The 14,888-nt window shown below is 70.2% G+C and carries 13 protein-coding genes; 4 read left to right on the top strand and 9 right to left on the bottom strand.

All coding sequences use genetic code 11. The features are described 5' to 3' along the window. Positions 1-64: 64 nt before the first annotated feature. The 4 genes from OIE47_RS03820 to OIE47_RS03805 all read right to left on the bottom strand — a co-directional run bounded on the left by OIE47_RS03820 (position 65) and on the right by OIE47_RS03805 (position 3,615). Entirely contained in the window at positions 65-1,438 is a 1,374-nt protein-coding gene (locus OIE47_RS03820; protein WP_326560092.1) for a serine hydrolase domain-containing protein, read from the bottom strand. A 198-nt stretch (positions 1,439-1,636) separates the two neighbouring features. Next, positions 1,637-2,287: an HAD family hydrolase gene (locus OIE47_RS03815; protein ID WP_326560091.1), complete on the bottom strand. Its 651-nt coding sequence runs from the start codon at positions 2,285-2,287 to the stop codon at positions 1,637-1,639. 49 nt (positions 2,288-2,336) lie between these two features. Next, entirely contained in the window at positions 2,337-2,819 is a 483-nt protein-coding gene (locus OIE47_RS03810) for an NUDIX domain-containing protein (protein ID WP_326560090.1), read from the bottom strand. 331 nt (positions 2,820-3,150) lie between these two features. Continuing rightward, the gene (locus OIE47_RS03805) at positions 3,151-3,615 is read right to left on the bottom strand and encodes an iron chaperone (protein ID WP_326560089.1); all 465 of its coding nucleotides are present in this window, start codon (positions 3,613-3,615) and stop codon (positions 3,151-3,153) included. Between the two features lie 211 nt (positions 3,616-3,826). Here OIE47_RS03805 and OIE47_RS03800 point away from each other — a divergent pair, with 211 nt between their 5' ends. Both OIE47_RS03800 and OIE47_RS03795 read left to right on the top strand, forming a co-directional pair. Next, a complete protein-coding gene (locus tag OIE47_RS03800; protein ID WP_326560088.1) occupies positions 3,827-4,222 on the top strand; it encodes a hypothetical protein in 396 nt (131 codons plus the stop codon). Further along, positions 4,219-4,659 carry a DUF6924 domain-containing protein gene (locus tag OIE47_RS03795; RefSeq protein WP_326560087.1) on the top strand — a complete coding sequence of 147 codons (441 nt, stop codon included), beginning with the start codon at positions 4,219-4,221 and terminating at the stop codon, positions 4,657-4,659. Before OIE47_RS03800 ends, OIE47_RS03795 begins: the two co-directional genes overlap by 4 nt. Positions 4,660-4,710: 51 nt before the next feature. On the opposite strand, the gene OIE47_RS03790 is transcribed toward OIE47_RS03795, so the two are convergent. The 3 genes from OIE47_RS03790 to OIE47_RS03780 form a co-directional block, all read right to left on the bottom strand. Further along, entirely contained in the window at positions 4,711-5,595 is an 885-nt protein-coding gene (locus tag OIE47_RS03790; protein WP_326560086.1) for a hypothetical protein, read from the bottom strand. A 139-nt stretch (positions 5,596-5,734) separates the two neighbouring features. Beyond that, positions 5,735-7,306, bottom strand: a complete 1,572-nt coding sequence (locus OIE47_RS03785) for an aldehyde dehydrogenase family protein (RefSeq protein ID WP_326560085.1) — start codon at positions 7,304-7,306, stop codon at positions 5,735-5,737. Between the two features lie 159 nt (positions 7,307-7,465). Further along, entirely contained in the window at positions 7,466-8,713 is a 1,248-nt protein-coding gene (locus OIE47_RS03780; RefSeq protein WP_326560084.1) for a hypothetical protein, read from the bottom strand. Positions 8,714-8,971: 258 nt separating this feature from the next. Between OIE47_RS03780 and OIE47_RS03775 the strand changes: the two genes are divergently transcribed. Then, positions 8,972-11,893, top strand: coding sequence for a glycoside hydrolase family 9 protein (locus tag OIE47_RS03775; protein ID WP_442792046.1), 2,922 nt, complete (start codon positions 8,972-8,974; stop codon positions 11,891-11,893). Between the two features lie 36 nt (positions 11,894-11,929). Here OIE47_RS03775 and OIE47_RS03770 read toward each other — a convergent pair whose 3' ends face one another. Further along, complete coding sequence (locus tag OIE47_RS03770; protein WP_326560082.1) at positions 11,930-12,841, bottom strand: SDR family oxidoreductase; 912 nt, start codon at positions 12,839-12,841, stop codon at positions 11,930-11,932. A gap of 77 nt (positions 12,842-12,918) precedes the next feature. On the opposite strand from OIE47_RS03770, the gene OIE47_RS03765 reads away from it, so the two are divergent. Further along, complete coding sequence (locus OIE47_RS03765) at positions 12,919-13,527, top strand: TetR/AcrR family transcriptional regulator (RefSeq protein ID WP_326560081.1); 609 nt, start codon at positions 12,919-12,921, stop codon at positions 13,525-13,527. 90 nt (positions 13,528-13,617) lie between these two features. On the opposite strand, the gene OIE47_RS03760 is transcribed toward OIE47_RS03765, so the two are convergent. Beyond that, entirely contained in the window at positions 13,618-14,655 is a 1,038-nt protein-coding gene (locus OIE47_RS03760; RefSeq protein ID WP_326560080.1) for an ice-binding family protein, read from the bottom strand. Positions 14,656-14,888 lie beyond the last annotated feature (233 nt).

The raw sequence follows: 14,888 nt of genomic DNA, 5'->3' as shown, positions 1-14,888 counted from the left end.
GTCATTGACCGCGCATCTAGGTGTGAGGACATCCGGTCGTGTCGAGATCAGTGCGTTCGTGAGGTCAGCCGGCGCGCCAACCGGCGGGGTCGATACCGCCGGGCACTGGCGCCGCAGGGTCGTAGGGCTGCCGGGTGAAGACGAAGGTGCCAAGATCGAGGTGGCTGACGGCACCAGCCGCGTCGCGTTGCACCCGCAGCCGTTCGCCGGCGAAGTAGCCGTTGATCCCCTCCCAGCCGCCGTCGTCGGTGGGGCGTAGCCGGGTGCCGCGCCCGCCGGACAGCGAGGCCAAGTCCAGGAAGCCCTCAGCCTGCGGGCGCAACACATAAGGAGCCGGCCCCCAGTACCACGGACCGGCGAGATCCAGTAGCTGTGGGTCAACTGAGGGCAGCGGTCGCCACGGCGCAGGGATCCGCGGTTCCCGCTCGGCGACCGTCTGTAGCAGATCGGCGGCGAGCGCACCGGCGGACAGGCCTGCGGTCACGTTACCCATAACGACCGCACCCAGAGCGTCATCGGGGCTGACCCAAACGGTCGCGACAAAGCCCGGCATCGAGCCGGTGTGCCCGGCCAACAACCGGCCGTCGCGGCGCAGCAACTGCATGCCGAGCCCGTAGCCGCTCTCCCAGTCCGTCGCCTCCGGCGGGCTCGCCGGGGTACGCATCTGCGCGACGGTGTCCGGATGCAACACCCGGTCGTCGCCGTCGATGAGGAACGCGGCGAACCTGGCCAGATCCGTCACGGTCGACCACAGTTGCCCGGCAGGCGCCATCAGACCGGTGTCCACGGCGGGCTCCGCAAGGAGCACATCGGCCCAGGGATGCACCGCCCAGCCCGTGGCATGCGGCGCGACCGGCAGCAGGGTGGTGCGGGTCATCGCGAGCGGCTCCAGCACCTCGCGCCGCAGCACCTCACCCCACGCCTGCCCCCGAACCCGCTGCACCAGCGCGCCAAGCAGCGCATAGCCAGGGCTGGAATAGTGGTAGCGCTGCCCGGCCGGATGCACCTGCGGATCGCTGCCCAGCACGTCGGCCAGGTCGGGTCGCAGCGCTCCCGGGGTCCGTTCCCACCACGGGCCGGGCGCCTCAGACATCAGCCCGGCGGTGTGCGCCAGCAACGCACCGACCGTGGCCTGGCCCGCCGCCGTGCCGGGCAAATGCGCGGCCAGTGGGTCGCTAAGCGCGAGTCGCCCCTCGTCGCGCAGGCGCAGCACCAGCACCGCCAGGAACGTCTTGGTGATCGAGCCGATCCGGTATTGGAGGTCGCCATCCGGCACCCTTCCGTCCACCGTTCCCCACCCGTCCATCCATACCGGACTGCCATCACGCACCACGGCAGCGACGACCGAAGGCGCCCGACCCGCTACCTGACCAGTGGCCAGCCGGTGGACCAGCGCACGTCGGGTTTCGGGCAGCAGCGGCGTCGGGATCGGTGACATACGGGCAAACCTACCGGCGGCCCGCTCAACATCCTGATCTGCCGAGCGGACGTTCGGGGAACCGCTTATCCACCGGCGTACAACGTTCGTTCTCAGCTTCCGGCGGGTATTTCCCCGGCGACTCGGACCGGCAGGCGGACGGCGGATCGTATTCGACTTCGCCCCTGCCGCGGTGGAGGTTGTCGCAGTCGCACGCGCTCAGACCTCGTCGAGCAGGGCCGGCAGTTTGCGCATGTCGTCGAAGATCACGGTGGCGGAGCCCTCAAGTCGACGGGCGGGGGTAAGTCCGCCCGCGTAGCCGAGGCAGCGCATGCCCGCGGCGCGGGCCGCTTGCGCGCCGTACAGGCTGTCCTCGACCACGACGCACGCCGCAGGCGGGACACCCATGTTCGCCGCCGCGTGCAGGAACAGGTCGGGGGCGGGCTTGCCGCGGGCGACCTCGGTCGCGCTGAAGATACGGCCCGCAAAGCGGCGATACAGTCCGGTGCGACCCAGGGTGTGCCGCATCTTCTCGTGCGTACCACTGGAGGCCACGCATGTCGGCTGGCTGATCGCGTCGAGCGCGTCGGTGATCCCTTCGACCGCGGTCAGTCCGGCGTCCACCTCCTGGCGGTGCGCCAGCTCGAACCGCTCCGCCCAGGTCCCGGCCACATCGTGCCCGAGGCGGACGGCGATCAGCTCCCGGATGGACGCGCTGGACCGGCCGACGAACCGCTCGACCACGTCCGCCTCGGTAAGTGGCCAGCCCAGGTCCGCGCCCACCGCGACATGGACACGGACCGCGATGCGCTCGCTGTCGACCAGCACTCCGTCGCAGTCGAAGATGACAAGCTCGATCGGATTGATCACTCAAAGAGACTAGCGGGAATGGGCGGCGGACGCGGCGGCGCTCACCTGTTCACGGAGGTGCGGGATCGCTGTCGCCACGCGGGCCGTCCGGCGTTGCGGTTGTCCGTGCTTCGTCGCGACGAGGCGGCCGGTCAGGCTCGGGCAGGGCACGCAGTAATGCCGGCAGGGCGCCGAACACGAGGGGAAGACCGGCCAGCTTGCTGATCCCGACCCATGCGATGTCGTCATGCTCCTCAGGTGCACCGTTGGTGGGCGAGCCGACCCAGTCTCGGATGTGCCAGACGCTCACGCGGACGGCGTCCTCGCCACTGCCGGCACGCAGGTCGCCCAACCGTGACGAGGACTCCGCCGCGATGTGAACTCCCAGCTCCTCGTGCATCTCACGCGCGAGGGCCTGTAGTTCCGACTCACCCGCTTCGACGTGCCCCCCGGGCAGGTCCCAGAGATCCGGGTACGCCCGGCGGGTCGGGCTGCGGTGTACCAGCAGGACCGCCCCGTTCTCCACCAGCGCACCGCAGACGACGATATGCATGACGGGATTGGAGCACAGGGATAGGACAAGCTCCCTCCAGCCGGAGGGCACGCGCAGACATCCGGCTCTGCCACGATCCGCTCGTTACGCGACGACGACGCCTGCCACCCCTCACCGGGCTCCACCACTATCCGGCCGAAGCGAAGCGAAGCGCCGCGCGACGCGACGGCGTTCAGGCGAGCACCCCGTCGAGCAACCCCGACAGCCCGAGCCCACCGACCGGGTTCGGCACGATCATCGCGACAAAATCCCTGTTGACCAAGCCCTACTCGTCGAGTCAGGACACGTCCGGCTCGACCACGACGATTGGCAGTGGCCCCCTCGCAGTACGTCAGCTCGCGGCCTTCTTGACGAGGGTGGTGATGGTCTTCGCGACCTCGTTGCTGACCTCGGTCACGGCGAAGGACGTGGGCCACAGGCCGCTGGCGTCGGCGAGGTTGGCTTCGGCGGTGAAGCTGAAGGTTGAGTAGGGTTCTTTGTCCCCGTGCCCGCTGCGGAAGAAGCACACGACCTTGCCTTTTCTGGCGTAGGCCGGCTGTCCGTACCACAGCTTCGGCGACAGATCCGGGGCGTTGGTGGTGACGATGGCGTGGATGCGTTCGGCCAGTGCCCGGTCCGACGGCTCCATTTCCGCGATCTTCGAGAGCACGTCGAGTTCCTCGGCGGCAGCCTTGTTGCCACGACCGCGGGTCGCCTCCTTCTTCAGCTCCGCGGAGCGTTCCTTCATCGCAGCGCGTTCGTCCTCGGAGAAGCCGTCCCTGCTCGTCTTGTTCTTCGCATCGCTGCTCGCGCCCATCGCGTCGCTCTCCTGATCGTTGTCGGTGTGACTGACGGTGACGCTAGCCGTACTGCGGAGGCTGGCGCTTCTCGATTCTTGATCGATGCGCCCCCTACTTCAGAAGGCATCCCGTCGCGCGGTCGGCGGACCCGTCGCCCGAGCGGCAGGTGCGAGGCGGAACGATGAAACGCGTCCGTCGGGGCTCCGAGCGGCATGTGATGATCTGCTGGTGGGCCTCAACGAGTGGCAACGCCTGTCGCATGTCGAGCGAGCGTTCCTCATCAACTCCTTCGAGATGGACCTGCTGCCCGGGGTGTTCGGTGACCTGGATCCCGCTCAGCCCGAGCCGTCGCTGTCCGAACTTGCCTCCGTCCTGCTGAGGTTGGTGGACAGCGGCTGGATGGAGTTGCGCCGCTACGTGTCGGTGGTCAATGAGGGTCGGGAGGGCCTGGCGTACGGCGAACCTGTGTCGAGGGACCACCTGCCGGCGGTACTGGCGGACCCGGCCAGTTGGGAGTACCCGGATGGTCCGAGTTGGGTCGGTGCTCTGACGCTGGTGGAGACCGAGGCCGGCAGGACTATCAGCCGGATGTCCGCGGACGAGATGGAAGGATCATCGAGGTGATCTCCCTGCCTCAACCCGACGACCTGACAACGCTGATTCTGCGGGTCGACTTCGGCGACGACGGAGCATGGGGCGAAGTCATACAGGCCACCGAAGCGGGAGGTGCAACCTGTGTCAGTGACGTCACCTACTCCAACGTGACTGTCCGGGCTCTGATCGATGCGGACATGGCCGCGGCCGACGACCACAAGCTGACCTACCTCTTCCTCGCCGATGTCATCACGATGGTTGACAAAGAGCGTCCACTTCTCGCCGTCGACCTCTATACCGAACCCGGCCGTACGTTCCGCGTACCGCCTCGTTGGTATGCCGACGTTTCGGCCAACCTGAGCATCGCGAACATGGACTTCGACGAGTTTGCCGACGCGGCCGACGAGTCCGGCACCTATCGTGGCTTCGATGAGGTCCAACAGCCGCATCATGACCAGAGGCACTGAGGCCGATCGGCGACGGAGGGCGCGCGGCAGGCGTGGGCAGCCGGTTGACGGTCACAGGGGAGCGCCTTGCAGCGTGGCGATGGCCTGAACCGTCGTGTAACCACGCCACTCGAGCACGGCGGCGGGGGAGTAGACCGTGTAGGCAACGGTCCACCCGCCGTCGGGCTGCTGCCGGCGGGCCAGCCGGACCAGGTCCGCCGCGATGGCGTCCTTGGTGAACGACGTCCTGGAGGGTGCGTCCGCGTACGGTGTGAAGTCCAGTACGTGCAGCACCTCGCCCTCCGCACCACCCGTGACCGGGGTCGGGCCGTCGCTGACCAGGTAGGGGATGAGCCGGTCGATCAGCGCGCGGGCCCGGCGGTCATGTCCGGTGACCGCGTCGAGGAAGCGCATCGCGAACATCAGTTCGTAGGCGTGCGGGGCGTCGTCGACCTGGTCGATCCGCTCCAGGCAGTAGGCGGTGGCGGCGGCCAGCCACGGATGTGCCGCGATGTCGGCGCGGTGTCGGGCAAGTCGATGGGCCTGGGCGGCGAGCTGCGCCGTCATCTGCAGGGACGACACCGTCGCGTCGGCTTCCACCCAGTGCGGCGCGCTGCCCGCGGTGTCGGAGCACGGCAGGCCGAACGGCACACCACCGTCGGGCAGGGTGTGTCCGGAGAGCCACTCACACAGTTCCACGGGCCGCCGGCTCTTCGTGTCCCGGATGTCGGCAAGGACCTCCAGGGCGTGCATTGCCGCCACGGGTTGACTCGTTGCCGACCGTTGGTCGGGTTCCAACGCCCAGCCATAGCCGCCGTCCGGGTTGCGGTAGGCATCCAGCGCGGCAAGCACGTCGCCCGGCGAACCGTCGCCCAGCAACAGACCCAGGCGTCGCCGGTCGAGTACGCGTCCATGGGTCTGTACGAACGAGATCGCGGCGTTGAGATCCATCTCCATGTTCGTATTCTCCGTGGGTCGGCAGGCGGGCGTGCCACCGAGTGTCCGACCGATCCCGGGACCTCCCGCCCCGCAGGAGCGGCAGGGCGCCCGCGCTGACTACGTATTGCCGGACGAGGAGCAGCCGTGGACCCCTGCGTCAGGTGGCGGGGTAGCTGTTGTAGTCGGGGAAGTTGCCGTAGAGCCGTTGGTCCGAACCGCCGCCCTGGGTGACCGCGTGCACGAGCAGGTCGCCGCCGACGAACGCGCCCTTCCAGGAGGCGCCGCGCCCGCCGAACGGTTCGTCCCGGTCGCCGCGCGAGCGGGGCTTGTTGATGCCGACCTTGAACGCCTGGAGGTCCACCGCGAGCTTGGCCGCCTCGTCCTCGTTGTCGCAGGCGAGGCTCGCGACCAGTGCCCCGTTGGAGGCGTTCATCGCGGCCAGCAGCTCGTCCTCGGTGTCGACCACCACTATCGTGTCCACCGGGCCGAACGGCTCGGCGTGCATCAGCCGGGACCGTCCGGGCGGGGCGAGCAGCACCGAGGGTGCCACGTACGCCGAGGTGTCCTGGCCGTCGAGGAACGGTGCCCCGTCGAGGCGGCCACGGTAGAGCGGGATCGCGCCGCCGCGTACCGCCTCTTCGACCTTGCGGCGCAGCTCGTCGGCCTTGGCGCCGCTGATCAGCGGGCCGAAGTCCAGTTCCGGCAGGGCGTCGCCGTCGACCCAGTCGTCACCGACGGCGAGCGGGTGGCCGAAGCGTACGGAGCGGACGACAGGGAGGTACATGTCGAGGAACCGGTCGACCAGGTCACGCTGCACCACGAACCGGGGGTACGCCGTACAGCGCTGCTTGCCGTACTCGAAGCCCTTCTTCAGGTGCTTGGCGAGCATGTCCCACTGGGAGAACTCCCAGATGCCCCAGGCGTTCAGCCCCTCCTGCTCGATGAAGTGCCGCTTGTCGGAGTCGAGCAGCGCGGCGGCGACCTTGCCGCCGTTTGACCGGCCGCCGACGAACGCGACCGCGCCGATCTCGGGTGCGCGTACCAGCACCTCGGAGAGCTCCTCGCCGCCGCCGGAGAGGAGGGTGGCGGGCAGACCGGCCCGGCGCATCAGCGCGTGCGCGACGGTCAGGCAGACCGCGCCGCCCTGGGACGGGGTCTTGGCGATGACCGCGTTGCCGGCGAGCAACTGCACCAGTTCGGCGTGGACCAGGACGCTCATCGGGTAGTTCCAGCTCGCGATGTTGCTGACCGGGCCGGGGAGCGGCTCCCGACCGTCGGCGAGCATCCGGTCGATCTCGTTGACGTACCACCGGACTCCGTCGAGTGCCCGGTCGACGTCGGCGCAGGCCAGCCGCCATGGCTTGCCGATCTCCCAGACCAGCAGCAGGGCCAGCAGGTCACGGTGGACGGTCAGCTCGTCCAGTGCCTCGGTGACCCGGACCTTCCGGTCGGACAGCGGCAGGATCGCCCAGTCGCGGTGTTCGTCGGCGGCGAAGGCGACGGCGGCCTGGGCCGAGACGGCGCTCAGCCGGGACAGGTTGACCAGCACGGTGTTGTCGATCGGGGTACGCACCGGGGTCGGGGTGCCGACGGACTGCCAGGCACCCTGGATCAGGTTGCGCAGGGTGACGACGTCGGACGTGGCGGGGTCGAACGCTTCGGGGGTGGTGGCGACCGCGCGGGCGAGGGTCTGCTGCCATCCGGTGCCGTCGGCGAGGCGTAGTGCCATCGCTGCCTCCTGGAGATCGTTTCCAGTGGAGCGGCAGCTTCGGTGGCACCGCTGAGCTGCGCGTACTGTCCCGCGTGCCGCCGGTCGGCGGCAACCGTACGCTCGTATCCCAGGACGGATCCGCCCACCCGTTGGTCGTCCGCGCTCAGTCGTTCACGGTCAACCGAGCGGGACCAGCCACCAGGCGAGGAGCAGCCAGGGCAACCGCCACCATGGTGACGGTCCGCCCACCGGGGCGGTGGACTCGGTCGTCGGCACGATCCAGCCGGTGGCCGTGACCGACCAGGTGAGGAAGGCGTCACCGACCGGGAGCACCCCGCCCAGGTAGCGGCGCTGCCCGCCGATCTCGACGGCCATCCCGGTCACCTCGGCCAGGCCGGTGAGCGCGGCTGCCGTACGCCGGTCGCGGAAGACCACCGCGTCACCGAGCGCGACCACGCTGGCCGAGGCGGAGAGGCCGAGGATGAGTGGTCCGGAGTCCACGTCGCCGGGCAGGTCGACGCCGCGCGGGTGTTCGCGCAGGCCGGGGGCGCCGGGCACGGTCGAGGCGAACCGGGTACGGAAGGTGGCCCAGTCGCGGGTCGCGTCGGCCGGGAACACCTCGCGCAGGAAGCGCAGTGCCACGGTCTGCGAGGTGGCGCGGGCGCCCTCGACCGGCTGGCCGCTCTTCGGGTCGACCCGGTGGGGGAGCAGCCCGGTGGCCGGGTCGCGTCGTTCGTCGGCCGCCGTCCGCCACCGCCGGATCAGTTCGGTGTACGTGTCCGTCCCCGCGAGGTGGTCGGTGAGCCGGAGTACGGCGAGCCCGACGGTGCTGTCCACCGGCCACGCCTGACCGGGGTAGGCGGTGAGGAACGGCGAGCCGGTCGAGCCCAGTTGCCGGTCGAAGGCGGCGGCGAGGGCGGCGGCGTCGGTGGCGAGCCGCTCGGCCTCGGCGGGTGCCCCGGTCGGGCCACCGGCCAGGCGTACCACCCCGCCGCGCAGCCAGTTGCTCCAGCCGGCGTGGAAGACCCCGTACGGCGGGTCGAGGGCGGGGGAGAAGGGGGCCCGTCCGGCGTCGGAGTCGACCTCGGCCAGGGCTCGCCGGGCCTCGGTCAGCGCCCGGTCCCGGTGGGCGGTCGACCGGGTGCCGACGTCGACCCAGGAGAGCCCGTAGAGCACGTGCAGGAAGAGGTGGCCCTCCGGGAAGAGCTGCTGCATCCGCTGCGCCGAACCGTCGTCGAGGGACCGGCGCAGGAACTCCAGCCGGGGCAGGGCGTCCTCCACCACCTCGGCGTCGGTCCGGGTCAGTGGGCTGGGCGTGTGCGCCCGTACGGCCAGGGTTGCCCCGGCCAGGGTGGCGACCAGGGCGAGCGCCGTGACCGGGGCGAGTACGGCGAACCGGCGGAGCCGGTGGTACGCGACGGGCATCGCAGGACTGTAGCCAGTCGGGGCAACAACTCCGGCCGAGCCATCGGCGTCGGTCGCTCTTCACAAAGCGGCAACGTGGCGGTTACATTGTTGGACATCCATGGGAGCGCTCCCGCGCCTCCGTCGGAACCCCACCAAACTGCCGCCGCGCACTACGGGTCGATGACATAGCGAAAGGGCGGATGCGCCCACATCCGCCCCTCCAATGTCCTCCGCTACGCGTTGCCGCGCGCGGCTCCACGGACAGGAGCGAGTCTAGTGCTGCCCAGCATCGCGCCGGCCTGGCCAAATGGTCAACTTGCCCGGCCCACCGGTAGGGTCCGGCCCGGACGGTGGTACCGAAGATTCGCCACTTTCGGCTTACTCACGGTAACCGCAGCGGCCCTCCTGTACGCGGGCCCGACCAGTCCACCGGCCGCCGCGGCTCCCGGTCCCGTGGTTGCCGCGCCCGCGTACAACTACGCCGAGGCGTTGCAGAAGTCGCTGTTCTTCTACGAGGCCCAGCAGAGCGGCACCCTGCCCGACTGGAACCGGGTCTCCTGGCGCGGCGACTCCGCCCTCACCGACGGCACCGACGCCGGCCTGGACCTCACCGGCGGCTGGTACGACGCCGGCGACCACGTCAAGTTCGGCTTCCCGATGGCGTTCAGCGCCACCATGCTCGCCTGGGGTGCGGTCGAGTACCGGGCGGGTTACACCGCCTCCGGGCAACTCCCGCACCTGCTGAACAACCTGCGCTTCGTCAACGACTACTTCATCAAGGCGCACCCGTCCCCGAATGTCCTCTATGGACAGGTCGGCAAGGGCGACGACGACCACAAGTGGTGGGGACCGGCCGAGGTGATGCCGATGGCGCGGCCCGCGTACAAGATTGACGCGAGCTGTGGCGGGGCGGACCTGGCGGGGGAGACGGCCGCCGCGATGGCCGCCTCCTCGATGGTGTTCCGCCCCACCGACCCGACCTACGCCGACCGGCTGGTCAGCCACGCCCGCCAGCTCTACACCTTCGCCGACACCGTCCGCCGCGCCTACCACGAGTGCATCACCGACGTGACCAGCTTCTACCGCTCCTGGAGCGGTTACCAGGACGAACTGGTCTGGGGCGCGATCTGGCTGCACCGGGCCACCGGCGAGGCCGCCTACCTGGCCAAGGCCGAAGCCGAGTACGACCGCCTCGGCACCGAACCCCAGTCCACCACCCGGCTCTACAAGTGGACCGTGGCCTGGGACAACAAACAGTTCGGCACGTACGTCCTGCTGGCCAACCTGACCGGCCGGCAGAAGTACGTCGACGACGCCAACCGGTGGCTCGACTACTGGACCGTCGGCGTCAACGGCGAGAAGGTGCGCACCTCACCCGGCGGGATGGCCGTCCTCGACACCTGGGGGGCGTTGCGCTACGCGGCCAACACCGCCTTCGCTGCCCTGGTCTACGCCGACCGGACCACCGACACCACCCGCAAGACGCGCTACCACGACTTCGCGGTCAAGCAGATCAACTACGCCCTCGGTGACAACCCGCGCAACTCCAGCTACCTGATCGGCTTCGGCACCAACTCGCCCCGCAACCCGCACCATCGCACCGCGCACGGCTCCTGGTGGGACAGCCAGACCGTACCGGTCGAGACCCGGCACGTGCTCTACGGCGCCCTCGTCGGGGGCCCGTCCGCGCCGAACGACGCGTACACCGACAGCCGGGGCGACTACGTGATGAACGAGGTCGCCACCGACTACAACGCCGGCTTCACGTCCGCGCTGGTCCGGCTCTATTCCGAGTACGGCGGCACCCCGCTTTCCGCCTTCCCGCAGCCCGAGACGCCGGACATCGACGAGCTGACCGTGGAAACCACGATGATGCAGAACGAGACCCGGTCGACCGGCATCAAGGCCGTCGTCTACAACAAGTCGGCCTTCCCCGCCCGTGCCCTCAAGGCCGCCACCTTCCGCTACTACTTCCGCCGCGAGGGCACCAGTGCGATCGAGGTGACCAGCGGATACACCCAGGGGTGCCCGGCACCGACCACCGCCCGCCAGGCCTCCGGCGACCTCTGGTACGTCGAGGTCAACTGCGCCGGGTACACGATCGCCCCGGCCGGACAGTCGGCGCACCGGATGGAGGTCCAGTTCAAGATCGGCGTACCGGAGGGCGGAACCTGGAACTCGGCCAACGACCCGTCGTACCAGACCGCCGTCGGGCCGAACCCGAACGTGCCGCTCTACGAGGGCGGCGTACGGGTCTGGGGCACCGAGCCCGGCCCGACCACCCCGGACACCACCGCGCCGACCGTGCCCGGCACCCCGGTCGCGTCGGCCGTGACCGCCACCGGAGTGACGCTGACCTGGAACCCGTCCACCGACACCGGCGGCAGCGGCCTGGCCGGTTACGACGTGTACCGGGAGGCGGGGACGACCGACGTGCTGGTCGGGTCACCGGTCGCCGCGTCGCTGGCGGTGACCGGGTTGACCCCGGCGACCGCGTACCAGTTCTACGTGGTGGCCCGCGACGGTGCCGGGAACCGGTCGGCCGGCTCCACCCCGGTCGCGGTCACCACCGGAAGCGGGGGCGGTGACACCACCCCACCCGGTACGCCGGGCACCCCGGTCGCCTCGGCGGTCACCGCCACCGGCCTCACCCTCACCTGGGCCGCATCCTCGGGCGGGGACCTCGCCGGCTACCGGGTGTACCGGGAGGCGGGGGCGACGGATGTGCTGGTCGGGTCACCGGTCGCGGCGACGCTCGGGGTGACCGGGTTGACGCCGGCTACGGCGTACCAGTTCTACGTGGTCGGGGTGGACCTGGCCGGCAACGTCTCGGCCGCGTCGGCACCGGTCGGCGTGACCACCCTGCCGAGTGCTCCGGCCGGGGCGTGCGCGGTCACCTACTCCACCAACGACTGGAGCAACGGCTTTACCGGCAGCGTCACCGTACGCAACACCGGCAGCAGCACGCTCAACGGCTGGTCGCTGGTGTTCGCGTACACCGCCGGCCAGCGGGTCACCCAGGCATGGTCGGCCACCGTCACCCAGACCGGCACCTCGGTGACCGCGACCAACCTCTCCTACAACGGCACCCTGGCGCCGGGCGCGTCGACCACCTTCGGCTTCAACGCCACCCACACCGGCACCAACCCCCGCCCCGCCACCTTCACCCTCAACGGCTCCCCCTGCACCCTCACCTGACCCCGGCCCTCTGAGACCCCGTGCCCGCGCGGGGTCTCAGAGGGGGTCGCCCAGGGGGCCGTGTTCGGTTTCGAGGGCCCTGGCCCAGTAGGCGGGGAAGTCGGGTTGGGTGCCGTCGACGTCGGTGAACCCGTACCTCGGGTAGAGGGCGGCGGTGGAGAGGGCCCGGCCGGTGTGGGTCAGCACGTCCGGGTCGGCGGCCAGGGCGGCGACGGCCCGACCGAGGTACGCCGGAGTCTCGGACTCGGCGAAGTGCGGGTCCTGGGCGATCGCGTCCCGCCAGTTCGCCTCGGACACCCCGAAGTGGTCGAGTACGGCTTCCGAGCGCAGGAAACCCGGAGTGATGGCAACCGCCGTCACCCCGTACGGCCGCAGTTCGGCGGCCTGGGCCACGGCCAGGCGGATGACCGCGGACTTGGCCAGGTCGTAGAAGAGGGTGCCCCGGTAGCGGGCGGTGTTGCCGTCGGTCACCTCGACCACCAGCCCGCGCCCGGCGGCGACGAGCAGCGGCAGGGCGTACCGGCTGGTGATGATGTGGGTGTCGACGGCCTGGCGCAGCAGCCGCAGGCCGGTGTCGAGATCCTGCTGCCAGAGCGGGTTCGTCCAGTCGGTCAGCGGGTCGCCGCCCCAGACGCAGTTGACCAGGACGTCCAGCCGGCCGTCCTGCTCGGCGGCTATCCGGTCGACCAGGGCCCGGACCTGGTCGGGCTGGCCGTGGTCGACCCGGACCGGGATGCCGGTGCCACCGGCGGCGGTGACCTGCTCGGCGGTCTGCTCGATGGTCTCCGGGCGGTCCAGGTCCGAGCGCCCGGCCCGGCTGCTGCGTCCGGTGACGTAGACCGTCGCGCCGGCCGCGCCGAGTTGTACGGCGATGCCCCGGCCGCCGCCTCGGGTGCCGCCCGCCACCAGGGCGACCTGTCCGGTCAGGGGCTGTTCGGGAGTGCTCATCGGGCCTGCCTGCCTTCCGTCGGATGCTCGGCCGATAGTAAATGCTGGTTCATTTACTATCAACTAGACTGCCGCCCATGAGTCCCCGCCCCCTGGCGTTCACCGACGACCAGATTCTCGCCGCCGCCGCCTCGGCGATCGCCGACCTCGGTCCGGGAGCCCTCACCCTGGCCGATGTCGCGCACCGTACCGGCGCGTCACCGGCCACCCTGGTCAAGCGCTTCGGCTCCAAGCACGGGCTGCTGGTCGCGGTGTCCCGGCGCGGGGTGCACGACGTCACGCGGGCGTTCCATGACCCGCGCGACGGCACCGTGTCGAAGCTGGATCGGTTGGAGAACGTCCTGGTCGGGTTGACCGGGGGCGTCCAACGGCACGAACAGATGGCCCACCACGTGGCCTTCCTGATGATGGACCTCACCGACCCCGAACTGCACGCCCAGGCCCGGGACTTCACCGTCGCCCTGCGCGCCGGCATCCGTGACCTGCTGGCGGAAGCGGCGCAGGCCGGGGAGATCGCTGTCGGCGACGGCACGGCCGGGGTCGACCTGGACGGGCTCGCCGAGGCACTGCTCACCGCGTACAACGGAACGATGATCACCTGGGCGCTCGAACCACGGGGGGCGCTGGGGGAGCGGGTCCGGGGGCAGTTGCGGTTCCTGCTCGTCCCGTACCGCCGACGATCCTGAATCCCTGACCCGTACGGCACGAGGGCAGCACACCCAACCCGATGGGTGTGCTGCCCCGGCTCGTGCCGCTCCTGGCTCAGGAGTCGTGGCTCAGGACTCGTGGATTCGGCGGCGGTAGAGGAAGACGAGCAGTCCGCCCACCACGACCATGCCGGTTCCGGCCGCGGTCAGCATCGGTACCAGGGTGCTTCCGCCTCCGGGACCGGTGATCGGCAGGTGGGTACGGGTCGGCCGGACGGTGGGCCCGCCGGTCGGGGTGCCCGTCGGAGGTCCGGTCGGCGTACCGGTGGGCGTACCCGTGGGGGTGCCCGTCGGTGTACCGGTGGGCGTGCCCGTCGGCGTTCCGGTGGGCGTGCCCGTCGGGGTGCCGGTGGGCGTGCCCGTCGGCTGGAGACAGAGGGGCTCGATGATGGTGTTGGTGTCCAGGGTGACGGCGCCGGTCTGGGCGAGGGCCCGGCCCTGGAGGGTGGCGCCGGTGTTCATGGTGATGGACGTCGCGGCGAGGATGTTGCCCATGAAGGCGGTGTTGGTGCCGATGGTGGCTGAGCTGCCGACCTGCCAGTAGACGTTGCAGGGGGAGGCGCCGTTGATGAAGACGACGCTGCTGTTGGCGGCGGTGACCAGGGTCGAGTCGATCTGGAAGATGAAGACGGCGGCCGGGTCGCCCTGGGAGTCGAGGGTGAGTTGCCCGGTGAGCTGGGCGGCGCCGATGCGGTACACGCCGTGGATCAGGGTGCTGCCGCCGAGTTCGGCGGGAAGGTTGGTGAACGGGGTGCGGCCGGCGGCGTCGTTGTAGGCGGTGGTGAGATCGTTCTTGGCCTGGAGGGCGACGGCGTCGGCGAGGTGGATGGTGCCGCCGACGAGTCCGGGTGGGAACCCGGTCGCCGAGCTGCCGGGGCTCACGCCGAGGTCCTGGGCGAGGAAGCTCGGCCCGGTGTTGGTCACGGTGGAGCCGGCGAGTACGGAGAAGTTCGCCGCGGTGCCGAGCCCGACGGGGGCCTGGGCGGCCTGCGCACCCCTGGTGTTGACCAGCAGCAGCGCGATCGCGGTGAGGATGGCGACCGCGGCGAGCCCCGCGGATGCGGGCAGGATCGCCCGTCGAACGTGATAAGTGACCTGACCCGTCACAGAACAGCCCTCCCGTGAGCACCGACGGCAGCAGGGGTCTCCGCGGTCATCGGAGCACCGAACGGCCAGCCAGTGGCTAAATGCCTTTTTGATGGATGTCAAGCACCATAACCGGGCAGATCGGTCTCAAGTGGGTAAATTGTTAATATCGGGAGGGTGGGCTTGGGTGGACGGGCGTCGATCCGACCCTGTCCGGTCTGTGCAACAGGGGACCCAAGCCGTCATCGTGATCA

This window comes from Micromonospora sp. NBC_01796 (genome assembly GCF_035917455.1).
Classification (GTDB): domain Bacteria; phylum Actinomycetota; class Actinomycetes; order Mycobacteriales; family Micromonosporaceae; genus Micromonospora_G.
Note: the sequence above shows the minus strand (reverse complement) of the source record. Positions and strands in the feature narration are given on the sequence as shown.